The organism is Streptomyces sp. DSM 110735, assembly GCF_016482685.1.
Taxonomy (GTDB): Bacteria; Actinomycetota; Actinomycetes; order Streptomycetales; family Streptomycetaceae; genus Streptomyces.
In genome coordinates, this window is record NZ_JACYHF010000002.1 from 141,581 (window position 1) to 164,333 (window position 22,753).

Consider the following 22,753-nt stretch of genomic DNA (forward strand, 5'->3'; position numbering starts at 1 on the left):
ACCGCCGGATCGACCCCGTTCCCCACGGCTCCACCGGCGGCACCGCCCCTCACAGCGGGAGCGTGATCCAGATGCTTTTGCCGCCGCCGTCGTCGTCGGCGCGGACCGCCGCGCTGCCGCCCAGGCCGAGCGTCAGCTCCATGACCGTGGCCAGACCGCCCGTGCCGCCGTCCACGCCCGGTCCGTCGAGCCGGGGCCGGTGGGGGTGGCGGTCGTGGACGGCGAAGGCGACGCGGTCGGAGGCCGCCGCGTAGACCACGGTGACCTGCGGGGACAGTACGGCGGCGTGCCGCACGCTGTTGGTCACCAGCTCGCTCACGATCAACAGGGCCGGGTCCACAGCAGGGTGGCGCAGTCCGATGCCCCACTCCGTCAGCGCCTGCTCGGCGGTCTGACGGGCGAGGCGTACGGCGGAGGGTTCCGCGGGGAGCGTGAGGACGTGCCGGTGGGGCAGGGCGTTCAGCTCGGTGAACATCACGCCTCCACCGGGTGCGTCACCGTCGAGGTGCCCGCCGGACGGTCCGGCAGCACTCCGGCGCGCTCCAGATACTCCCGCGCGCCCCGGATCGCCTCCGGCGTCGTGGCGTACTCGCGACCCTCGTGCCGCAGCAGCTCCAGCGCGCCCACGGATGCGAGCACCCGGCGCTGACCTGGCCGTACCCCGGAAGCCAGGACGCGGATGCCGCGCCGCTCCAGCTTCTCCACCGCGTCCTTGAGGACGAGCACGCCAGTGGCGTCCATGGTCGACACCCGCGACATGCGCAGGATGACGACACGTACGTCCGCGACCTCGGTCAGCTCCAGCAGGAAGCGGTGGGCGGCGGCGAAGAACAGCGGACCGTCGATGCGGTACGCCACGATGTGCTCGGCGAGCAGGGCGTGTTCCTCGGCGGTGTGGTCGGCGCGGTCGAGCGGCACCTGTTCGAAGCGAGCCTGCTTGGCGACCGCGCGCAGGGCGAGCGCCCCGGCGACGACGAGTCCGATGACGACCGCGTAGACGAGGTCGAGGGCGACGGTCGCGACGGCGGTCAGGACGAGGACCAGGGCGTCGGAGCGGGTGGACCTGAGCATGGCCCGCAGCGCGCCGACCTCGACCATGCGGACCGCCGTGGCCAGCAGGACTCCGGCGAGCGCCGCCAGCGGGATCTTCGAGACCAGCGGCGCGGCGGCGAAGACGATCACCGCGAGGACGACGGCGTGCGTCAGGGCGGCGAGCCGGGAGCCCGCGCCGGTACGGACGTTGACCGCCGTACGCGCGATGGCGCCGGTCGCCGGGACACCGCCGAACAGCGGGGCGGCGATGTTGGCCAGCCCCTGCCCGAACAGCTCGCGGTCCGGGTCGTGCCGCTGCCCGACCGTCATCCCGTCGGCGACCGAGGCGGACAGCAGCGACTCCAGCGCGGCCAGGGCGGCGACCGCCACGGCGGGCCCGAGCAGACTGCCGAGCGAGCCGAGGTCGAGGAAGGACAGCGAGGGAAGGGGCAGCCCGGCCGGCAGGTCACCGATCGGCTTCGCCCCGTGGAACCCGCCGACCCGCGCCACGATCGTCGCCGCGATCACGGCGACGATCGAGAACGGTACGGTCGGCCGCCACCGGGCGCCCACGAGCATCACGGCGGCTACGGCGACGGCGAAACCGGCCGCCGTCCAGTTCGGCTCCTTCGCGAACTCCTCGACCGCCCGCCAGGTCACGACCAGCACCCGGTCGCCCTCGGGCTTGGCCACGCCCAGGGCGTTCGGGATCTGCTGCAGCCCGATGACACAGGCGATGCCGAGGGTGAAGCCCTCGACGACGGGCGCGGGGATGTACCGCATGTACTTACCCGCCCGCAGCACCGCAAGCCCGACGAGCAGGACGCCCGCCATGAGACCGACGGTGAGCACCCCGGTGGGACCGTACCGGCCGACGATCGGCACGAGGACCACGGTCATCGCGCCGGTCGGCCCGGACACCTGGAGGCTGGACCCCCCGAAGACCGCCGCCACCGCACCGGCGACCACGGCGGTCGCCAGCCCCGCCTCCGCGCCGAGCCCGGAGGAGACCCCGAAGCCCAGCGCTAGCGGCAGCGCGACGATGGCCACGGTGAGCCCGGCGAGCAGGTCGCGACGCGGGTCGCGACGCAGCTCCGCGAGATCGCCCCGGCCGGGCAGGAGCGCGGCGACGGATGCCCACACGCGGCGGAAACCGACCTGGTACGGCGGTACGGACACGGACCCCTCGGCTTCCTGCCTGCGGACACAACGAGCACAGCATCAACGAGCACAGCATCTAAGCAATTGCGAAATTCTGCAATTCCTCAAGTGGCGAGGGCCATGACGCCCCCGCCACCAGGGGGGTACCGGTCTCCGCCCTCAGGGGGTGCCGGTCTTGGGCTTCAGCCCTTCTTGACCACGCTCGACTTGAGCTGCATCGCGCCGAACCCGTCGACCTTGCAGTCGATGTCGTGCCCGTCGACCCCGTCGACCAGCCGGATGTTGCGCACCTTGGTCCCGGCCTTGATCCCGGACGGGCTGCCCTTGACCTTGAGCGCCTTCACGACCACGACACTGTCGCCGTCCCGCAGCACATTGCCGACGGCGTCCTTGACGACACGCTGCCCTTCTTCGGCACCCGCTTCGCCGGGCGCCCATTCATGGGCGCACTCCGGACACACCACCAGGGCGTTCATCTCGTAGGTGTACTCGCAGGAGCACTTCGGACAGGGAGGAGGATTCTCGAGCATCCGACCAGCCTATCCGCCCCCTGCGGGCGCTGACCTCGGCGTCTGCGGGGTCAGCGCGTCTTCGGCGTCAGCCCGTCTTCGGTGGCCTCTGCGCGTCGAAGGCGAAGAGCGTGTTCTTCGCCGCCGCCACGACCAGCGCCCGCCCCGCGACGGTCACGCGCGGGCTCGCCCCCTGCTCCCCCGTGAAGCCGTCGGCCCGCGGACCGGTCGACCACAGGACCGTACCGTCGCGCGGCGACAGGGCGACCACCCGGCCGGTCGCCGAGCTGAAGTACAGGGCACCGGTTCCCGCCACGGGTCCCGAGGCGCCCTCCACCTCCGTCTGCCGCGACCACTTCTCGCGCCCTGTCGCGGGGTCGAGCGCCCTGACACGACCGGTCTGCCCGCTCACGTAGAGGGTGCCGTCCACCATGCCGGGCGTCCCCCGGTACGTCCTGGCCAGCCGGGAGTACGTGACCTTCCGCGTGGTCGGGTCGACCCGCACCACGCCGTCGTACCCCACCGACGGCGCCGCCTCCTCGACCGGCTCGCGAAGGAGGACGAGCTTGCCGTCGGCGACGCCCATCGGCACGGCGGGACCGTCGACCGCGACGGGCGCGCCCAGGGTCCCCGAGGTCCGGTCGAGCGGGTACAGGACGGGGTGAAGCACCTCCGGGGCGTCCGCCTCCGCGTCCGTCGCGCACATCGCGAACAGCCGCGCTCCCGCCGGGACGGGGGCGCACTGCGTGCCCGCGGGGAACGGCGTCGTCCAGCGGACCTCGCCACTGTGCGCGTCCCGGGCCTCGAAGCGGGAGTTGGAACCGTCGACCGACACGACGGCGGAGCCCGTCACGAGGGCGTCCCGGGTCCGACCCGTGACGGCCTGCGACTGGGCGCCCGACGGCGCGGACCACAGCTCCCTGCCGCTGCGCGCGTCCAGGGCCACGACCTCTTCGGGCGGGGACTGCGGGTCGTCCTGTGCGGCGACGCGGTATCCGAGCACGGTGTCGTCGGTGGCGCCGACCATGTACATCCCATGGGCGGGGACGCCCGGGCTCTTCACCGTCCACACCCGCGAGCCGTCCCCGGCCCTGACCCGGGTCGCGACGACACCGCCGCCCCCGCAGTAGAGCGCGTCACCGCGCGCGACGCACCGCAGCTCGTCGGGGAGGTCCTGGCCACCCCGTACGGTCGTACGCCACGGCTTGAAGCCGTTCGGAAGCGGGACTCCGGACGCCGTGACACTGGCGCCCTTGTCGCCGCCGCCGTCGCCGCCCCCGAGGCGACCCCCGCTCAGCGCGGCGACTCCCCCGCCGATCGCCGCCACGGCGATGGCGGCCGCGAGCACGGGGCGCCATCGGCCGCGCGGGCGGCGACCGACGGGGGTGCGGGCGTCTGCCGCGCTTCCCGCGCTTTCCGCGTCGGGAGCGGGCAGGGCGGTGGGCGCCGGGGTGACCGGCGGCGGAGTCGCCGGGGACGGGGTGACCGGAGCCGGATCGGTCTGCGCCGGAGTGACCGGAGCCGGAGTGTCCGGCGTCGCGGAGTGGTGCTGGGTGATCATGTCCCGGGTACGGCCCGCGCCGACCGCGTTCGCCTCCGCCCCGCCCAGGTCGACCGGCAGGTCCCGCAGCAGCACGAGGAGTTCGTCCGCCGAGGGGCGCCCGCCCGGCTCCTTGTCCAGGCACGGCTCGACGACCGCCCGCAGAGCGGCGGGCACCGCGTCGAGCGACGGCTCGTCGTGCACCACCTGGTACGCCGTGATGTACGGGCTGTCCGCGTCGAAGGGTCCACGCCCCGTCGCCGCGTACACCAGCAGCGTGCCCATGGAGAAGACGTCGGAGCGCGGACCCACGGCACGCGGCGCCTGCAACTGCTCCGGCGACATGAAGGGCGGCGTACCGATGACGCGCCCGGTCATCGTCAGCGTCTCCTGGTCCACGGCGCGCGAGATGCCGAAGTCGATGACGCGCGGACCCTCGGGCGAGAGCACGACGTTCGAGGGCTTCAGGTCACGGTGGACGACCCCCACCCGGTGGATGTCGCGCAGCGCCTCCGCCATCCCGATGGCGAGCCTGCGCAGTTCCGCCCCGCTCAACGGACCCTCGGTGGCGCAGTGCTCGGCGAGCGTGCGCCCCTCGATGTAGGTCGTCGCCATCCACGGCTGATCGGCCTCGGGGGCGGCGTCGACCACGGCGGCGGTGAACGCCCCGCTCACCCGCCGCGCCGCCGCCACCTCCTGGCGGAAACGGGTACGGAACTCGTCGTCCTCCGCGAACTGCCGGTGGATCAGCTTGATCGCGACAGGCCGCCCCGAACTCGTACGACCCAGGAAGACCGTCCCCATGCCGCCCGAGCCGAGCCGCGCCTCCAGTGGATAACCACCGATCTCGGCTGGATCACCCTCGCGCAGCGACACCGTCCCCGACCTCCCGCTTCCCCGCACCTGAGCCACCGCGGGCCCGCGTACCCGCCGTGCACAAACTAGTCGCAGGGGGGTACGGCACGGCGACGCGGGTGACGATCAAAGAGCCGTCCGCGGTCCCGCCGAAGCGGGTCTCCGTCGGAGGAACGAGCAACTCCTCGCCCCGGAAGGCGAGTTCATGCCGAGGCACGCACCACGTCCCTGGGCGGGCGAACCGGTGTCACGCCCCCGGCTCCGGCGACCCCCCGGAACGGACTCACCGGAGCCCGGGAGGGCGCCCCTCTCCCCGACGGCGGACAATGAGATCCCGGGGAGCCTTTGTAAGTTGAGGCCGGAGCAGAATCAGGGCAACGGCGGTGGATCACGCCGGACAGAACCTCAGGAGGGGAAAGCGTGACCGAGACCAGCGACACCCGAGCCGCCGCCGGTGAAGCGGAAGAGGCGCCACGGAGCGGACTGCGGCGCGTGATGCGCTACCTCCCCCTGGTCGCCCCCGTCCTGCTGTGGGCGGTGCCCTGCTGGGTCCTCCTGTACGGCGGCCAGCACTGGCCGCTGCCCGTGACACTGACCGGCACCGCGCTGTTCGTCCTCGGTCTGACCGGTATGCCGCTCGCGATGGCGCGCGGCCACGGGCGGCGCCAGCAGGACCGGGCGGCGATCGTCGGGGACACGCTGCTGGGCGGCATCTGGATCCTGTTCACCTGGTCCGTCCTGCTCGGCGTCCTGCTGCGGCTCGCCCTGACCGTGGCAGGCGTCGGTGACGGCGAGGACCGGGCGCGCATCGTCACCTGGGCCGTGCTCGGCGTGGCCGCCGTGCTGCTGGTCTGGGGTTACACCGAGGCGCGCCGCGTGCCCCGCGTGCGCCGGCTCGACGTGCACCTCCCGCGACTGGGCGCCGGTCTTGACGGCACCCGGGTCGCCCTGATCACCGACACCCACTACGGTCCGCTCGACCGCGCCCGCTGGTCGGAACGGGTCTGCGAGACGGTGAACACGCTGGATGCCGACCTGGTCTGCCACACCGGCGACATCGCGGACGGCACGGCTCAGCGCCGTCGCGCCCAGGCCGCCCCGCTCGGCACCGTGCGGGCGACCCGGGCCCGCGTCTACGTCACCGGCAACCACGAGTACTACAGCGAGGCGCAGGGCTGGGTCGACCTGATGGACGAGCTGGGCTGGGAGCCGCTGCGCAACCGTCATCTGCTGCTCGAACGCGGCGGCGACACCCTCGTGGTCGCGGGTGTGGACGACGTCACCGCCGAGTCCTCCGGTCTGCCGGGCCACCGCGCGAACCTCGCCGACGCCCTGGACGGCGCCGACCCCGGTCTCCCCGTCCTCCTCCTCGCCCATCAGCCCAAGTTCATCGACCGCGCCGCCGCCCACGGCATCGACCTCCAGCTCTCCGGCCACACCCACGGCGGCCAGATCTGGCCCTTCCACCACCTGGTCCGCCTCGACCAGCCCGCCCTCGCCGGTCTCACCCGCCACGGCGCCCGCACCCTCCTCTACACCAGCCGGGGCACCGGCTTCTGGGGTCCGCCGTTCCGCGTCTTCGCCCCCAGCGAGATCACCCTGCTCGTCCTCCGCTCCGGGCAACCCGCCGCGTCCTAGAGGTGGGCGCACCGTCCAGCAGCAAGCCGAAGGAGTACCGGTCATGACCGCGTCCCCCACCGCTCCGCACGTCAGGACCACCCCCGAGGGCATCCGGTGGGAACCCTCCGAGCGCTGGGTGCGCGGCCGTACCGGCGACATCACGGTCGTCGACAGCAGGCACCCCGTGCTCGTGTGGGAGCCGGGAACGCCGGTGCCGCTGTACGCCTTCCCGCGCGAGGAGGTCCGGGAGGATCTGCTCCGCCCGGCGAAGAACCCGCCCCTGGGCGCGCACAGCGGATCGCGGGTCTTCTACGACCTCGAAGCCGAAGGGCGTCTGCTGGAGAACGCCGCCTGGACCTTCCCGTCCGAGGATCTGGCCGGGCACATCGCCTTCGAGTGGTTCGCGCGGGTGGGCCGGGGTCTGGACCACTGGTACGAAGAGGAAGAGGAGATCTTCGTCCACCCCCGCGACCCGCACAAACGGGTGGACGCCCTCCCGAGCAGCCGCCACGTCCAGGTCGCGATCGACGGCACGGTCGTCGCCGACACCCGTCGCCCGGTGCTGCTCTTCGAGACCGGTCTGCCGACGCGGTACTACATCCCGCGCGAGGACGTACGCCTGGACCTGTTCGAGCGCACCGACCACAGCACCGGGTGCCCGTACAAGGGCACCGCCGCGTACTGGTCCTGGCGGGGTGAGGGCGACGTACCGCCGAATGTCGTCTGGAGCTACCGCCGCCCGCTGCCCGCCGTCGGCGCCGTCCAGGACCTCCTCGCCTTCTACAACGAGGCGGTCGACATCACCGTGGACGGCGAACGCCTGGAGCGCCCCGTCACGCCGTTCACCAGGCGGTCGCCGGACGCGGATTCCTGACCCGCCACGACTTTGCGAACGCTTTACAACCCACCCCGCCGCTGTCTCGTCTCTCCGCTCGACCATCACGAAGCCCGCCCGGCCACACGCCGGGCGGGCCGACGAAAGAGAGCGATTCATGCGCCGAACAGTCCTCAGCGCCACGGCGGCCGCCTGCGTCGCCGTGCTGGCGAGCACGGTGCCCGCGTTCGCCCACGGAGGGACCCCGACCGCCCGTCCCTCCGCCCCGTCCACCGCCGTTCCGTCGGCGCGGCCGAGCGCCCCGGGCGGCGCGGAGCCGAGCGCGGTCCCCACCCGGGTGCCGAGCGCGGTCCCCAGCCGTAAGCCGGGCGGCGAGGCCACGCCGGTCCCGTCCGTCGCGCCCGGCAAGGGACGCGGCCAGGTCGCCGTCGTGCCCAGCGGCGCTCCCGACACCGGGGAGACCACCGGCTCCGGCGACTCCGCCCCCACCGCGCTGATCGGCGGCAGCGCCGCGGGCGCCCTCGCGGTGGGCGGCGCGGCGGTCTTCCTCGTGCGCCGCCGACGGGCGACCGGGGCATGATCCGTCTCTCCAGGCGCGCGCTCGTCGCAGCCGCGCTGGTCCCCCTGCTCGCGAGCTGCGCCGGTCACGACGGCACCGGAGTCTCCGCCGGTAGCCCCGTGGACACGCCCGCGAGCGCCCCGTCCACCGCGGGCTCGGCGAACTCCCCTTCCGAGCCCGGCCGTTCGGCACCCGCGCGGCTGCGGATTCCCGGGATCGGCGTCGACACCCCGGTCATGCGGCTCGGGCTGGACCGGGACGGCGGGGTGCAGGTGCCTCCGATCACGGCGCACGACCAGGCGGGCTGGTACGAGAACTCCCCGACGCCCGGCCGGACCGGACCGTCGGTGATCCTCGGCCATGTCACGGTCGGTGCCTACGGCGACGGCGTCTTCCGCCGTCTCGACCGGCTGCGCCGGGGCGACGGGATCACGGTGCGCCTGGAGAACGGCACGTCGGTCCGGTTCACGGTCACCTCCGTACGGACCGTCGCCAAGGCCGACTTCCCGACGAAGTCGGTCTACGGCGACGTCGACCGGCCGGAGTTGCGGCTCATCACGTGCGGCGGACCCCGTACCGGCGACGGCTATCGCGACAACGTGATCGTCTTCGCCGCGTCGGACACCGCGCGCCACTGACCGGCCGTCACCCGCACGGTCCCGGGCCGACGGAACGTACGCCGTCGGCCCGGGGTCCTACCCGTGGGTGCCCCGGGCCCGCCCGGCCCGGAAGGGTGCCCGATCCCCCCCATGGAGAACGTTGAAACGGTCCCGAGAGAAGGCGGCGGCAGAGCTGTTCGCCGCCCTCTACCCGCGTCTGGCCGGCTGGTGCCGCCGTCTGGTCGACGACGACGAGACGGCCCACGAGGTCGCCTCGGAGGCGTTCACCCGCCTCTGGGCCCGCTGGACGTCCGTGTCGGAGCCCCGGGGCTTCCTCTACGTCACGGCCGCCAACCTCGTCCGGGACCACTGGCGGCACCTGGAGCGCGAGCGCAGGGCCATGCGCCGCGCCACCGTGGAGGCGTCCGTCCTGCCGCCCACCGAGCAGACCGACCCCTCGGTCCGCCTGCTCGTCCAGGCGCTCCCCGAACGGCTGCGCATACCGACCCTGCTGCACTACTACGCTGACCTGCCGATACGCGAGGTGGCCGTGCTGACGGGGCGCAAGGAAGGGACCGTCAAGGCCGACCTGCACGCGGCCCGCGAACTGCTCCGCGCCCATCTGAGGAGAAGCCTTGACCACATACAGTGACGACGGTCCCGACTTCGAACCGGACGACCCCCTCGCCGTCATCCTGCGCCCGCCCTCCGCGCACCTCGCGCCTCCCCCGGGCCGCTACGAGGAGATCCGCCGGGGCGCGACCCGCCGCCGCGTCCTGCGCGCCGCCGCGGGCGCGGGCGCGACCTGCGCGCTCGCCGCCCTCCTCGCCGTACCCCTCCTCCGCGCGACCCACGAGCCCCCCACGACCCCGACGGTCCCCCTGGCACCCCCGCCCGCGACCAGCCCCCCGACGGTGCCGACCCCAGCCGCATCGGTCCCCCCGACCACTCCCACCCGCCGTACGTCCGCCCCCACCTCCCCGTCCGCCGTCCCGTCGGGCCGCGACTTCTCGGCCCCGGCGGCCCCCGTGGTCCCCACGGCACGCTCACGCGCCGCCGCGCCCTCGACGGACCCCGCACGGTCCGAGGCGGCGGTGCGGGCTTCACCGTCACGCGGGAGCGGCTGAAGTCCCGTACGGCCGCGACGTCTTCGGCGGGTGCGCGATGTCGCTCACCTGCCGCACGTGCGGCAGGCTCCGCTCGGTCGGGGCTGTCTGACGCGGGGGGGGGCACCTCGCTCAGGTCCGCCCGGCACGGGGCGCCGCGCTCACGCTCGGACCTGGACGCCGAGGGTGCCCATCAGGTCCCGGACGCGGTTCTCGATCTCGTCGCGGATGGGACGTACCGCCTCGACTCCCTGCCCGGCAGGGTCGGGGAGTTGCCAGTCGAGGTAGCGCTTGCCGGGGAAGACGGGACAGGTGTCGCCGCAGCCCATGGTGATCACGACGTCCGAAGCCTGTACCGCCTCGACGGTGAGGATCTTCGGGACCTGGGCGGAGAGGTCGACACCGACCTCCTTCATCGCTTCCACGACCGCCGGGTTGACCAAGTCGGCAGGAGCGGAACCGGCCGAGCGGACCTCGACGCGACCCTCGGCGAGGTGAGTGAGGAAGGCGGCGGCCATCTGAGAGCGACCGGCGTTGTGGACGCAGACGAACAGCACGGACGGACGTGGGGCAGCGGGAGCGCTCATCGACGGGGGCTTTCTGGGGAGACGGGACGGTCAGGTGGCGGGGCGGTCAGGTGGCCGCGGGTTCCGGTTCGCCGTGCGGAACGACGAGTTCTGGGGCGGCGGGAGCCGGACGGCCGTAGATCACCACGACGGCAGCCAACCCGAGCCCGGCACCCAGCAGTTGGGCGGCGATGAACGGGGGGACGGAGGCGGGGGCGATCCCGGCGAAGGTGTCGGTGAAGGCGCGGCCGATGGTCACCGCGGGGTTCGCGAACGAGGTGGAGGAGGTGAACCAGTAGGCGGCTCCGATGTACGAGGCGACCGCGGCCGGGGCGAGCGCGGCGCGGCCGATCCGGTCGAGGCCGAGGACGAGCAGGATCAGCCCGGCCGTGGCGACCGACTCGGCGAGCCACAGATGCCCGGCGTAGCGGTCGCGGGTGGAGAAGGTGACCGGAGGCTCGGCGAACATGGCGTTGGCCAGCACCGAGCCGCCGATCGCGCCGACGATCTGGGCGGGCACGTAGGCGGCGACTTCCCGCAGGGTGAGCCGGGCGCTCACCCAAGTGGCCAGGGTGACAACCGGGTTGAAGTGCGCACCGGAGACCGGCCCGAACAGCAGAATGAGCACGCCGAGTCCGAAGACGGTGGCGAGGGAGTTGGCCAGCAGTTGCACGCCCACGTCGTGCGACAGTTCGGCGGCCTGGATGCCGGACCCGACCACCACCGCCACCAGCAGCCCGGTCCCGACCAGTTCGGCGGCGGTGCGCCGGGCGAGCGAAGCCGTCATGCGTCGGTTCCGGCGGTCCGCATGGTGGTCAGGAACGCGGCGAGCGGGTCGAGGGCGCCGGGGAGTACCCAGTAGTACACCCAGGTGCCGCGCCGCTCGCAGTCGATGAGCCCGGCCTGCCGCAGCAGCTTGAGGTGGTGGGAGATGGTCGGCTGGGACAGGTCGAAGGCCGGGGTCAGGTCGCACACGCAGACCTCGCCGCCCGCTCGCGAGGCGATCATCGAGACGAGCCGCAGCCGGACCGGGTCGCCCAGCGCCTTGAACGCCTTCGCCAGATCCACAGCCTGCCCCTCGCCCAAAGGGGTGGTCGGCGACTGGGGGCAGCAGGCAGCCTCGCCGTCGTCCTGACCGAGCACCACGAGCTCTTGTTTCGACATACTTCTATATTGACATCTCTCGATACAGCTCACAAGCTTGCATCGAAAGACATCAATGCAAGCCGATGGGAGCGTAGCCATGTCCCGTGCTCAGCTCGCCCTGCGCGTCAGCGACCTCGAAGCGTCGATCGCCTTCTACTCCAAGCTCTTCGGCACCCAACCGGCCAAGCGCCGCGACGACTACGCCAACTTCGCCCTCACCGAACCCCCGCTCAAGCTCGTCCTGATCAAGGGCGAGCCTGGACAGGACACCCGCCTGGACCACCTCGGTGTCGAAGTGGAGTCCACCGACCAGGTCACCGCCGCCACCACCCGGCTGAAGGACGCCGGACTGGCCACCTTCGAGGAGAGCGACACCTCCTGCTGCTACGCCCTCCAGGACAAGGTCTGGGTCCACGGACCCGGCCGGGAACCCTGGGAGGTCTACGTCGTCAAAGCCGACGCCGACCACCTCGGCAAGAGCGCCAACGGCACGGCGCCGCAGACCTGTTGCGCCTCCGCGCCGTAACCCCCCGGCAGCTCAGCGCGCCGGGTTCCTCGTCGGCTGGTCCGCGAGGGCGATCGGGACGTAGCCGACGGAGCGTCCGTCCTCGTCGAGCAGGTGGCCGACCAACTTGACCGGACCGAAGACCAGTTGGCGCGACAGCAGGCGGATTCCGGGGAAGCGTGCCGCGAGTTCCTGTTCGAAGCGGCGTTGCTCGGAGGGGTGATGGGTCACCACGTAGGCGACCAGGTTGGCGTTCCCCAGCGTCACCGCGCACATCCGGATCTGCGAGAGTTCGGCCAACGTCGGTACCACCTTGGGGAGTTCCGCGGCAGGGACGTCGAGCCAGAGCATGGTGCCCAGTGCGTGACCGTTGAGCTGGGGAGAGACGTCGCAGCGCAGGACGAGCCGACCGTCCGCGCACAGGCGGGACAGGCGGCGGCGCAGGCTGCTGACCGGCAGGCCGGTGCGGGCGGCGAGTTCGGCGAGCGGCATCCGGCCGTCGGCGCCGAGGACCTGGGCGATGGCGAGGTCGGTGTCCCAGTCCGCCGGTGGCACGGCGGACGGGTCCGCGCCCTTGCGGTCACCGACCGTCGCGGCGAGGGCGCGCCGCTGCTGGGGGTCGAGCGCGCCGTCGCGCCAGCGGCTGCCCTCCCGCAGGGTCCGCTCGACCAGCGAGGTCCGGGTGGACCGGACGCCCGGCACGGTGGCGATGTGCCGCAGCACGCACCGGGCCAGCTCCGTAGGACCGAGCGCGGCCACGGTGAGCACCAGATCCGTACCGCCGGAGACGACCTCGACGGAGGCGACCCAGGGCTGGGCGGCCAGGCGGGAGGCGGCGTCCATGACCTGCCCGGCCAGGCAGTCGACCTCGACCAGCGCGGTGAGCCCGTGTCCCAGTCGGTCCACCGACAGATAGCAGGTCACCCAGGCGTCCCCGGACGACGTCAGCCGCGCCCAGCGCCGTGACAGCGTGGCGGCGTCGACGCCCAGCGGTCCCGCCAGCTTCGACCAGGGCGCGCGCGGGGCGACGCGTACGGCGTCGACAAGCGCCAGGTCCAGCTCGTCGATCATGGCAGATCCATGCACAGGGGAGGCCGCTGAGGCCGATTCATGCAGTCCGGTGTCACGGCGCACGAGGTTAGCCATTCTGTCGGCCACCTGTCACGCACTCTTCAGCCGCCGAGCCCCGCCCGGACGTTCACCCAGGAGCCGCCCATGCCCCGGTCCGCCTCACGTGTCGTGGCTCTGCTGGTCCTGCTCGAGTTCGGCAGCGGGATGCTGCAGGGCGGCTTTCCGGTACTGCTGCCCGGTCTGGCCGACGGGCTGCACCTGGGGGCGGGCGACCAGTCGCTCGCCACCGGGGTCGAGTTCCTGGTCTCGGGCATGGTCGTACCGGTGACCTCTCGGCTCGGCGATCTCGTCGGCCACCGCCGCTGGCTGTGGATCACCCTCCTGGTCACGTTCGTCGGCTACGCGCTCACCGCGACCGCCGGATCGCTCGGGATGCTGCTGGCCGGGCGGGCGCTCGCGGGCTTCCTGCCCTGCTGGCTGCCGCTGCAGTTCGCGCTGGTCCGCGACCTCGTCGGTCCCGAGCGGGGCGGGCGCGCGGTGGGACAGTTGGTCGGCTCGCTGACCGTCGGCAGCATCGTCGGGGCAGTACTGGTAGGGGAGTTGGGATCGGAATCCAGCGGACTGCGGCCGCTGCTCTGGGGGTTGGCGGCGGTCCCGCTGCTCGGACTGCTGCTGGTCGGGCTGGGGGTGCCGGAGTCGACCGTCCGCGCCTCGGGCCGGATGGACTGGCGGGGCGCGGTACTGCTCTCGCTCGGACTCAGCCTGCTGTTCGGCTGCTTCAGCGGAGCGGGCGGTCTCGGCGTCGTCGGCGCGGTCGCGCTGCTGCTGGCCGGGGCGGGACTGTTCACGCTGTTCGTCCGGCACGAACGGCGCACCGACACACCGCTGTTGGACCTGCGGGTACTGACCGGACGGGCGACGGCGCCGGTGTTCGGCCTGAGCTTCCTGCTCGGCTGCGTGCTGTACGGCGCACAGGCGCCCACCCGGAGCTTCCAGGCGGCGGACCCGGCGGTGGCGGGGTACGGGCTGCGGGCCGACAGCGATCTGCTCGGCCTGCTCACCGTGCCCTCCGTGCTCGGCGCGCTGATCGGCGCGCTGATCGCGGACCGGCTGGGGCGCCGGTTCGGCGCACGGCAGGTCCTGGTGGGCGGCTTCGCGCTCTCGGCCGCCGGTTACGTGGCGATGGCGGCGTGGCACGGTACGGCGGCGAGTTTCGTCCCGACCGGTCTGGTGATCGGGTTCGGCGGCGGGCTCGGGCTGAGTCTGCTTCCGGCGCTGCTGATGCGGCGGCTTCCGGCGGAGCAGACGGGTGTCGGCACCGGCGTCTACAACACGCTCAAGACGCTCGCGGGCGCGGCGACCGGCGCGGTCGGCACGGCGTTGCTGAACGCGGCGGTGCTCCAGTCCGGGGTGCCGCAGGAGGGCGCGTACGTCGGGGTATGGCTGGGGTGCGCGACGCTCGGCGCGCTGGGAGCGCCGGTGGCGCTGGCGTTGTGGGGCAGCGGCGAGGTCGGCGGGGTGCCCGTCGCCGTCGAGTCCGCGTGACCGATCGTTCTCGACGATCTGATGGTCCGCACGGACCTGACCGCCCGCACGGACCTGATCGTTCCCAAGGATCTGCACGTATCCGAGTCGTTCTCAAGGACCTGAAGGAGATGCTGTGACCAGCCTGACCGATGCCGCGGCCGCGATCCGTTCCGACCTGGTGGCGCTGCGCCGCGCGCTGCACCAGGAACCGGAGATCGGGCTCGATCTGCCGCTGACCCGGGCCAAGGTCCTGGAGGCGCTGGACGGGCTGCCGCTGGAGATCACCCTGGGCCGCAAGCTCAGCTCGGTCGTCGCCGTGCTGCGCGGCGGACACCCGGGACCCGCCGTACTGCTGCGCGCCGACATGGACGCCCTTCCGGTCCAGGAGACCTCGGGCGTGCCGTACGCCTCGCGGATTCCGGGGGCGATGCACGCCTGCGGGCACGATCTGCACACCGCCGCGCTGGTCGGCGCGGCGCGGCTGCTCGCGGAGCGGCGGGACGAGCTGGCGGGGGACGTGGTGTTCATGTTCCAGCCCGGCGAGGAGGGCTGCGGCGGTGCGCAGTTGATGATCGACGAGGGTGTGCTCGACGCGTCGGGTGAACGGGTCGCCGCCGCGTACGCGCTGCACGTCGGCGCGGCGCTGCTGCCGCACGGCTGGGTGGCGACCCGCCCCGGCCCGGTGATGGCGGCGGCGGACGTGCTGGCCGTGACCATGCGCGGACGGGGCGGCCACGGCTCGATGCCCCACACCGCGCTGGACCCGGTGCCCGCGGCGTGCGAGGCGGTCACCGCACTGCAGACGATGGTGACCCGGCGCTTCGACGCGTTCGACCCGGTGGTGGTCACGGTCGGGAGCTTCCACGCGGGGGCGACGGACAACGTCATCCCGGACCAGGCCGAATTCGCCGCCACCGTACGGTCGTTCTCGCGGGAGTCCCGCGAGCGGGTACGGGAGGAGTCCCTGCGTCTCGTCCGCGGCATCGCGGCGGCACACGGTCTGGAGGTGGACGCCGAGTTCCGCGAGGGCTACCCGGTGACGGTGAACGACCCGGCGGAGACGGCGTTCGCGGTGTCGGTGGCCCGGCAACTGGTCGGCGACGAACGCTGCGTGGAGCTGCCGCACGCGATCACGGGGTCCGAGGACTTCGGCATGCTCGGCGAGCACGTCCCGTCCGCGTACCTGATGCTCGGCGCCTGCCCGCCCGACCTGGACCCCTTCACAGCGGCGTACAACCACTCCCCGGTCGCCACCTTCGACGACTCGATCCTGGACGTGGCCGCGGCACTGCTGGCGAGCCTGGCGACGGGGCGCTCGGACATGCGGTGACCGCCTGGGCCGCTGGGGGCGCGGCAAGGGACGTACGACGCTGACGCTGCTGGCCGCCGCGTTCATACGACAACCGCCCGCCCCGCCTCACCCCAGGAAGCTCAAACGGACCTGGCGGTTCGGGTTGTCGACATTCGGGTCCGCCAGACAAGCTGTGGCTTCCAACTTCGGGACTCCTTGTCTGGCACGGGGAGACGAGCCGACGTCTCTGAGTCTTCGGACCTTACGACGGCCCGTCCAACGCATGAACAAGGTAGGACCGCACAGCCTCACAACGAGATCACCGAGTGGCCCTCGATACACCACTCCAGCGGACGTGATCTCCTCAGCTCGCGTCCCCCCATACCGCTTGCAGATCCTCACAACGAACGACGATCGACGCGTCGGTGAGCGTGATCTCATGGAGGCAACCGCCGTCCTCGTCGGGGAGGATCTCGTCGAGGAGCACGGTGTCGACGCTCATCCAGTCGATGGAGTGCTCATAGTCGATGGCGAAGTGCTTCACGCCCGAGTAACTGATACGAAGGCCGGAGTCGTGCTTGAACTTGTTGGGCTCGAAGTCCAGAACAAGGCCGCCGCTCTTGTCGGCGGCAAGGTGGACCCCCGCCAGCTCCAGGTCCTTCACACAGCGGGTGGCGCCCGCGATGTCGTAGTGGCCGGGGTCGGTGGCAAATGACCGGGCGCCCGGGGGCAGGTCGTCGCGCAGACGCGGCAGTTCGGCCAGATAGGCCCTTGGATCCACGTGGAATCCCCCATCGTCCCAGACGGCCGTGACGTACTTCATGCGCAACCTTCCGCAGCGAGAGGCGGTCGCCTCCACTTGTCTCCAGAGATGTCCTCGGTCCCCTTGGGAGCGATACGGCCGACTTTTCGCAGCTCGTAGATCATCCGTCCCTTGATGGCATTCTCCACGGCGGGCGGGACCTCGACTTCCGAGGCTTTGATGCCGTGCTTATTGAACCAGCCGTGGCTGTTGAACAGCCCGACCTCACGCATGGACTTGTCGTAGACGTGGATTTCCACGTCCATCCCCTTGTTGCCAACGGGGAAGACGTCGCGCCGGCCTGTGTACCCCTGCCCGAACTCCAGCGGGTTCTTCGGGCCCGTCGGCCCCTTCCCTGCGAGACCGAGGTGGTCACTCCAGCCCAGTGGGTTCAAAACGTAGGTGTGGTGATCGGGTGCTGGGACGAGACCCAATGGATCCGCGCTGATGTACCGCGCCGTCTCTGGATCGTAGTACCGGTGCAGGTTGTAATGCAGGCCCGATTCGGGATCGGCGTACTGGCCCGGAAAACGCAGGGGACAGTCCATCGGCGACAGAGCCTCGTCCGGGGCCGGGAACCGAGCGCCCCACAGACTGGTACGGCGCTGCCATACCAGATCTCCAGATGCGGCAACCAGTTCTGTGGGCGTGCCCACTGCGTCGGTGACGATGGCGTACAACCGCCCGCGATCAGAATCCGACTCCTCGGCCAACTGCGCCAGGAACGACGGATTGGCGGATGACACCGTCGGCCTGTGGCTCGTCTGAGCGATCGGGCGAGGACTGTCCGGCGCGTAGTCCCAGGTGGTGATCGAGCCGTCCGGCGTGACCCGCTCGGCCAAGGACAGGTCGTCCCAGACGAAATGCGTACGGTCGACCACGGAGCCGTCGTCCGCCACCCGGTGCTTGGAAACGCGTCGTCCGAGCGGATCGTACGCGTACTGCCAATGGCTGCCGTCTTCGACGACCACGTCCGTAAGACGTCCCTCGGCGTTCCACGCATACCTCCAGACACGGGTCTGACCGTTCAGGAGCTTGCGGGTCCTGCGGACCAGGCGGCCTTCAGCATCGTGCTCGTACGAGGTGCGGCCGGCTGTGCGGATGAGCGTGCCGTCGAACCGCCGCTCACCGGCTGCGTCATGATCCGGCGCCGTGGCGTGCACGAGATTGCCGGCCACATCGTAGGCGTAGGTCTCACTCCAGCCGTGGGCGCGGACGCCGCTGACACGCCCCATGCCGTCCAGGTCGAAGCGGCGGGTGCCCGACGTCAGCTCGCGAATCTCGGTCACATAGCCGTCAGCCCGATGAGCGTACGTCCGGTGCTGCAGGACTCTGTCCCGGGTGGCTGTCAGGCTCTGAGCGGTCAGCAGCCCGCTCCCGCTCCAGCTCTGCGAAAGCTTCACCTCCGTACCGAGACTCCGCCCGGTCTCGCGACCGACAGCGTCGTACGCGAACTCAAGTATGCCCGCGAACGACCGCATGGTGAGAGGGCGCCCTGCAGGATCGAAGCTCCATTCCGAAGCCAGCCCGGAAGGTGTCACCCGCCGGGTACATTGACCGGCGGCGTCGTGGACATAGGTGGTCGTGCGACCGTTCACCGTCTCCGAAAGAACCCTGCCGAGCGCGTCCCGCTCGTAGACAAGCTCGGCGTCCCCGTTGGCCGCACGGCTCAACCCGCCGTCGGGGCCATAGGCGAACGTTGTCACATCGCCCGCATCCGAGCACTGCTCCACAACCCGCCCCAGGGGGTCTCTCGTGAAGCGCAGAGTCTCCCCGGCACCGTTGGTACGGGCGGACAGCCGTCCGTCGGCGCGGTACGCGTAAATGAGGGTACGGCCGTTGAAGTCCGTCTCCCCGGTCAACCGGCCCGCTTCGTCGTAGGTGTATGACCAGGACACACCCTGGGGGTTCGTGACAGTCGTCAGACGCAGCTCGGTGTCGTAGACGAACTCGTACCGCGCTCCGTCCGGGTCGGTGCGCGTGGCCGGCACATTGAAGTGACTCAGTGTGTGGTGCGTTGTGTTCCCGGCAGGGTCCGTGTAGGTGAGGAGGTTGCCCTGGGCGTCCCAGATCCAGGACTCCTTTGTGCCATCGGACAGTTGGCGCCATGACGGCCTGCCCTCCGTGGTCCAGCCCAGGCAGGCGGTGTGGCCGAGGGGGTCGGTCACCTCGACGACGCGGCCGAAGGCGTCGCGACGGATCATCGTAGTGTGGCCCAGTTCGTCCGTCAGGGCGGTCGGCAGGCCCGCAGTGTCGTACGCCACCATGCGGGTGTGGCCGAGGGCGTTCGTGATCGCAGTAGGGCGGCCCGCTTCGTCAAGTGTGTACCGGGTTTCGGCGCTGGTCGGGTCCACGGTGCTGAGCAGGTTGCCCCGCTCGTCGTACGTGTACCGCCAGACCCTTCGGCCCGGCTCGACCACTTCGGTCGGCAGACCGAGCGCGTTGTACTCAGCCCGGGCCACCGCCCCGTCGGGCAGCGTGAGCTCATTGGGGTTGCCGGCATCGTCATAGGCGTACCGGACGGTGTGGCCCATGGCGTCGGTGATCGTCAGCGGCTTCGCGCCGTATTCATCCCACTCCGTGCGCGTGATATTGCCCAGCGGGTCCGTCTCCTCCACCACCAGACCCTCGTCGTTGTACCGGTGAACCGAGGTCTGGCCCTGGGAGTCGGTGTATGTCGTTGTGCGGGTGGTGACGTCGTAGGTCAGCGACCCGGAGAGGATGCCGTCGACGCCTTCGGTGCGGACAACCCGGCCGCGGTCGTCGTAGACGTAGGAGAACCAGGTGCCGTTGCGGTCGGTCCAGCGGGTGACGCGGCCCTTCGCGTCGTAGGTGAAGCGCAGGGGGTTGCCGCTGGAGTTGATGACCTCGGTGAGGTTGCCGACGGTGTCGTAGCCGTAGCGCATGACGACGGTGCCCTCGCCTGGCCTGATGTCCGGGCGGTAGCGGGAGGGCGCCTCGTCCAGCAGGCGCAGGGCGGTGATGCGAGGGCCCTGGGTGTCGACCGCGACGTAGTAGCCGCCGGAGTGGCGGATCCCGAAGGGGGTGCCCTTGTCGTCGCGTTCGATGTCGATGCGGTTGCCGTTGCGGTCGGTCCAGGAGTCGAGGGCCAGATGGAAGACGCCGAAGGTGGGTGACGGGACGGGGGCGGCGAACGTGCGGACCACGCCCGTGGCCGGATCGGTGACCGTCATCGCACCGTCCGGCCTGCCGTCCCACTCCAGTGGCCAGCGGGCACCCTTGGCCGGCATCGCAGGCACGCCGGGTTCCGGCACCGGGTAGACCAACCGCATGCCGTCCGCGGCCGCGAAGACGACGCCGTCGCCGTCGATCTGGAGGCACTCGTCCAGGGTGGACGTCCAGGTCGGGCCGAAGCAGACACCGCCCTGGTACGAGGAGAGGTGGGCGCGCGTGAACTGGAGCGGCAGACTTCCCGGCAACATCAGGTCCGTCTGTGTCATCAGCATCGCGCCGGTCGCCACGTCGATCGGCTCGCCCACGCACGGGGTGCGCTCGGCGTTGCGGGCCGCCGGGCCGATCTCGACCAGGTCGGGGCGGAGCGACGGCGGGCGCAGCAGCAGTGGGGTGGTGTCGGTGAGGCCGCCTTCCATGCTGGCCTTCAGCAGCCCGCCACCGGCTCCGAGTGCGCCACCGAGGATCATGCCGTCCTTGGCGGCCTGGTTGACCTCGTCAAGGCTGAGGCCGTGCTGCAGACCGGTCGCCATCTTCAGCGGCTGAGCCACGGCGAGGTCGACGGTGACCGACTCGACCCCGCCGAAGGCGGCGGCTATGAGGGCGCCCCCGGTGATCTCGGCCACGGTGGCGGAGACCGCGACGCCCATCGTGGCGCCGAACTCGATCACCGCGTCCGCTGCCGCGACAGCCGCTCCGGAGGCAAGGCCCGCGGTGAAGAAGGCCAGCGTCACTCCGCCCGCGATGACGGCCGCGTCGATGCCGATCTGCGTCCAGAGCTTGTTGATCGCGTCGTCGATGGCATCGGCGAACTTGTCCAGCGCCTTGGCCATCTCCCGCGAGGACTTCGCCAGATCGCTGAGCCAGCCACCGTCCTTGCCCTGCGCGTAGCGCCCCCAGAACTTACTGAACGCCTCGATCGATTCACCGGTGTTGTGGTGGATGATCGAGGACGCGCTGCGGTGCACGGGCGCTCGGACGTCGTCCACGGCTTCAGCGAAGGTCCGCCAGGCCTTCGCCGCGTCCCGCAGTTTGCCGGGGTCGGCCTCCGGCCACCACAGGCCAAGGTCAAGAAGTATGTGGCGGGCCTTGTCCTCAACCTCGACGACGTGTTCCGCAAGCGAGCACCCGACCCGGACTGGCACGAAGTCCTGCTCCTGATCGTGGCACAGACCGGCGAACACGTCGCCGGACAGGCCGTAGACACCATCCTCGACCTCGAGAACAGCAAGGCGACGACCGCAGCGGCGCCACCAGCCATCCTCGCCCTGCGCGCACTGTCCGAGGTCCGCAGAATCGGCCGACTCAACGAGCAGAGCATCCGAACAGCCAAAGCCCTCACACGCCAACTGGAACAGAAGCCGCTCTGAAGGCCGTCGCCCGGGCCGCACCCGCGCAGAACGTGCGTATGACGGTTCTCAGGCACCTCGCAGCGCACTGGGCGGAGTTCGGCTCCGTGCGGGCTTTCGTCAATAGCCGAGCCGCCGAGGACCCCGATCCGCACGTCCGCTCAGATGTTCTGCGCCAGGTTGTCATGACATGGCCGGATGACCCCGGACTGCCGGACTTGCTGCGCCACCAAGCACTCCAGGACACCGAGCCGTGGGTCCGTCAGGCAGCTTTCTCTCTCCTGCCCGTCTGTGTCGACGCTCAGGAGGTCCAGAACTTCGCCGTATCCGCCCTGATCGATGAATCTCGGGACGAGGGCGTGCGTCAAAGCGCGGCAGAGAGCCTCGCGACCAAGCCCTCCGGGGTCGGCAACGAGGAGTTGTGCGAGCTCCTTACTCGCCTTGCCGCCAGCGAATCCTCCAGCAAGGTCCGAGGCGCGGTGCAGGAGGCTCTCGCGGTCCGCTTCGGAGACAGACCCACCGTGCGGAAGTACCTCCTCGACCTCGTCACAACGGACCCGGACGTAACGGTCCGCGGCATGGTCCTGAACAGCTTGGCAAAGCAGTGTGGCGCAGCCCCCGAGGTGCGCACGGTAGTTCTGGCTCACGCCAGCGACAGCGAAAGCCCCCTGCGCCTTGAAGCCATCCGTGCCTTCATCAGCACCCGCTGGAAAGATGGCCCAGAAGAGCGTGCACTGATCCTCCGCTGGGCAACAGAAGGCTCCCGTACAGACGTGCGAGCCGCCGTACTGAGAGCACTGAGCAACCGCCGACCCAACGACAGCGACATCCAAACGTTCTTGGTCGGCAGGCTGTCCTCTGAGCCCAAGGCTGCTCTCCGCCAAGAGCTGCTGAGCCGCCTCGTGATGCTCAACCCCGACGACCGCTCGACGCTCGACGCAGTCCAGCGCAGCGCGGTCGACGATCCGGACGAGAAGTGCCGAACAACTGCTCTGGTCAGCCTATGCGTGGCCTGGATCGGCCGCGATAGTGAACGGCGCGATCAAACGCGGTCCTTCGTAGCGGCACGCGCCGCAGACGACCCGCACCCCAAAGTGCGGGAATCCGCGCAGGACTTCCTGGACCAGTTCTGGCCCTCCCCGTCGGCCGTCCTCACACCTGAAGATGCCCTACGCCGCCGCGCCTTGGAGGACGCAACGGACAGTTGCTTCGAGCACCTGCAGGAGCAGCTTCACCAGTCGCCGCACGAGGTAGTACGGGTCACAGCGGCTCAGCTAATGGCCACATGCTGGGCACCGGAGCCCCGCACCGTGCCCGCCCTCACCGAGCAAGCCGAAGCAGAGGAAAACCCCGGCATCCGCGCAGAAATCGAAGCAGCGGTAACCACCGCAACGGTCTACGCACCCGTCCACGACCTGCTGTTCTGAAAGGGGTCACTGGGCCGGCGGCCCGCAGCGGAGGGAAGGTTCACGGCCTTGGGCAGCCAGC

At 71.2% G+C, this 22,753-nt stretch carries 21 protein-coding genes; 11 read left to right on the forward strand and 10 right to left on the reverse strand.

The annotated features are described in order from the left end of the window. Positions 1-49: 49 nt before the first annotated feature. The 4 genes from IF655_RS03450 to IF655_RS03465 all read right to left on the reverse strand — a co-directional run bounded on the left by IF655_RS03450 (position 50) and on the right by IF655_RS03465 (position 5,118). Positions 50-475 (reverse strand): anti-sigma regulatory factor, encoded by a 426-nt coding sequence (locus IF655_RS03450; protein WP_199581991.1) that lies wholly within the window; start codon positions 473-475, stop codon positions 50-52. Then, entirely contained in the window at positions 475-2,211 is a 1,737-nt protein-coding gene (locus IF655_RS03455) for a SulP family inorganic anion transporter (RefSeq protein ID WP_199581992.1), read from the reverse strand. The genes IF655_RS03450 and IF655_RS03455 overlap by 1 nt, the downstream gene beginning before the upstream one ends. 164 nt (positions 2,212-2,375) lie before the next feature. Next, positions 2,376-2,723, reverse strand: coding sequence for a zinc ribbon domain-containing protein YjdM (locus tag IF655_RS03460; RefSeq protein ID WP_199581993.1), 348 nt, complete (start codon positions 2,721-2,723; stop codon positions 2,376-2,378). Positions 2,724-2,790: 67 nt separating this feature from the next. Next, positions 2,791-5,118 carry a serine/threonine-protein kinase gene (locus tag IF655_RS03465; RefSeq protein WP_199581994.1) on the reverse strand — a complete coding sequence of 776 codons (2,328 nt, stop codon included), beginning with the start codon at positions 5,116-5,118 and terminating at the stop codon, positions 2,791-2,793. A 399-nt stretch (positions 5,119-5,517) separates the two neighbouring features. On the opposite strand from IF655_RS03465, the gene IF655_RS03470 reads away from it, so the two are divergent. The 6 genes from IF655_RS03470 to IF655_RS03495 all read left to right on the forward strand — a co-directional run bounded on the left by IF655_RS03470 (position 5,518) and on the right by IF655_RS03495 (position 9,837). Further along, the gene (locus IF655_RS03470; RefSeq protein WP_199581995.1) at positions 5,518-6,735 is read left to right on the forward strand and encodes a metallophosphoesterase; all 1,218 of its coding nucleotides are present in this window, start codon (positions 5,518-5,520) and stop codon (positions 6,733-6,735) included. Between the two features lie 43 nt (positions 6,736-6,778). After that, positions 6,779-7,591 carry a DUF427 domain-containing protein gene (locus IF655_RS03475; RefSeq protein ID WP_199581996.1) on the forward strand — a complete coding sequence of 271 codons (813 nt, stop codon included), beginning with the start codon at positions 6,779-6,781 and terminating at the stop codon, positions 7,589-7,591. Positions 7,592-7,709: 118 nt separating this feature from the next. Next, positions 7,710-8,132 carry a Tat pathway signal sequence domain protein gene (locus tag IF655_RS03480; protein WP_199581997.1) on the forward strand — a complete coding sequence of 141 codons (423 nt, stop codon included), beginning with the start codon at positions 7,710-7,712 and terminating at the stop codon, positions 8,130-8,132. Beyond that, complete coding sequence (locus IF655_RS03485; protein ID WP_199581998.1) at positions 8,129-8,749, forward strand: class F sortase; 621 nt, start codon at positions 8,129-8,131, stop codon at positions 8,747-8,749. Before IF655_RS03480 ends, IF655_RS03485 begins: the two co-directional genes overlap by 4 nt. Positions 8,750-8,870: 121 nt before the next feature. After that, a complete protein-coding gene (locus IF655_RS03490; protein WP_199581999.1) occupies positions 8,871-9,362 on the forward strand; it encodes an RNA polymerase sigma factor in 492 nt (163 codons plus the stop codon). Then, positions 9,346-9,837 carry a hypothetical protein gene (locus IF655_RS03495; protein ID WP_199582000.1) on the forward strand — a complete coding sequence of 164 codons (492 nt, stop codon included), beginning with the start codon at positions 9,346-9,348 and terminating at the stop codon, positions 9,835-9,837. Before IF655_RS03490 ends, IF655_RS03495 begins: the two co-directional genes overlap by 17 nt. Positions 9,838-9,977: 140 nt before the next feature. Here the strand turns inward: IF655_RS03495 and IF655_RS03500 are convergent, their stop codons facing one another. Genes IF655_RS03500 through IF655_RS03510 form a run of 3 tightly spaced genes read right to left on the reverse strand, consistent with a single transcriptional unit; the run spans position 9,978 to position 11,546 of the window. Further along, positions 9,978-10,403 (reverse strand): arsenate reductase ArsC, encoded by a 426-nt coding sequence (locus IF655_RS03500; protein WP_199582001.1) that lies wholly within the window; start codon positions 10,401-10,403, stop codon positions 9,978-9,980. Positions 10,404-10,449: 46 nt separating this feature from the next. Next, positions 10,450-11,169, reverse strand: coding sequence for an MIP/aquaporin family protein (locus IF655_RS03505; RefSeq protein ID WP_199582002.1), 720 nt, complete (start codon positions 11,167-11,169; stop codon positions 10,450-10,452). Continuing rightward, positions 11,166-11,546, reverse strand: a complete 381-nt coding sequence (locus IF655_RS03510) for a helix-turn-helix transcriptional regulator (RefSeq protein WP_199582003.1) — start codon at positions 11,544-11,546, stop codon at positions 11,166-11,168. Before IF655_RS03510 ends, IF655_RS03505 begins: the two co-directional genes overlap by 4 nt. A gap of 79 nt (positions 11,547-11,625) precedes the next feature. Between IF655_RS03510 and IF655_RS03515 the strand changes: the two genes are divergently transcribed. After that, a complete protein-coding gene (locus tag IF655_RS03515; RefSeq protein WP_199582004.1) occupies positions 11,626-12,054 on the forward strand; it encodes an ArsI/CadI family heavy metal resistance metalloenzyme in 429 nt (142 codons plus the stop codon). Between the two features lie 12 nt (positions 12,055-12,066). On the opposite strand, the gene IF655_RS03520 is transcribed toward IF655_RS03515, so the two are convergent. Continuing rightward, complete coding sequence (locus tag IF655_RS03520; protein ID WP_199582005.1) at positions 12,067-13,104, reverse strand: Lrp/AsnC family transcriptional regulator; 1,038 nt, start codon at positions 13,102-13,104, stop codon at positions 12,067-12,069. A 144-nt stretch (positions 13,105-13,248) separates the two neighbouring features. On the opposite strand from IF655_RS03520, the gene IF655_RS03525 reads away from it, so the two are divergent. Both IF655_RS03525 and IF655_RS03530 read left to right on the forward strand, forming a co-directional pair. After that, the gene (locus tag IF655_RS03525) at positions 13,249-14,649 is read left to right on the forward strand and encodes an MFS transporter (RefSeq protein ID WP_199582006.1); all 1,401 of its coding nucleotides are present in this window, start codon (positions 13,249-13,251) and stop codon (positions 14,647-14,649) included. A 115-nt stretch (positions 14,650-14,764) separates the two neighbouring features. After that, positions 14,765-15,961, forward strand: coding sequence for a M20 family metallopeptidase (locus IF655_RS03530; RefSeq protein WP_199582007.1), 1,197 nt, complete (start codon positions 14,765-14,767; stop codon positions 15,959-15,961). Positions 15,962-16,286: 325 nt separating this feature from the next. Here IF655_RS03530 and IF655_RS03535 read toward each other — a convergent pair whose 3' ends face one another. Together IF655_RS03535 and IF655_RS03540 are read right to left on the reverse strand one after the other, a co-directional pair. Further along, complete coding sequence (locus tag IF655_RS03535; RefSeq protein ID WP_199582008.1) at positions 16,287-16,745, reverse strand: hypothetical protein; 459 nt, start codon at positions 16,743-16,745, stop codon at positions 16,287-16,289. Next, positions 16,742-20,905, reverse strand: a complete 4,164-nt coding sequence (locus IF655_RS03540; RefSeq protein ID WP_307814846.1) for a DUF6531 domain-containing protein — start codon at positions 20,903-20,905, stop codon at positions 16,742-16,744. Before IF655_RS03540 ends, IF655_RS03535 begins: the two co-directional genes overlap by 4 nt. Between IF655_RS03540 and IF655_RS30965 the strand changes: the two genes are divergently transcribed. Together IF655_RS30965 and IF655_RS03550 are read left to right on the forward strand one after the other, a co-directional pair. Further along, a complete protein-coding gene (locus IF655_RS30965) occupies positions 20,879-21,286 on the forward strand; it encodes a hypothetical protein (protein ID WP_242488522.1) in 408 nt (135 codons plus the stop codon). The genes IF655_RS03540 and IF655_RS30965 overlap by 27 nt on opposite strands. A gap of 38 nt (positions 21,287-21,324) precedes the next feature. After that, a complete protein-coding gene (locus IF655_RS03550; RefSeq protein ID WP_199582011.1) occupies positions 21,325-22,692 on the forward strand; it encodes a HEAT repeat domain-containing protein in 1,368 nt (455 codons plus the stop codon). Positions 22,693-22,753: the final 61 nt, after the last annotated feature.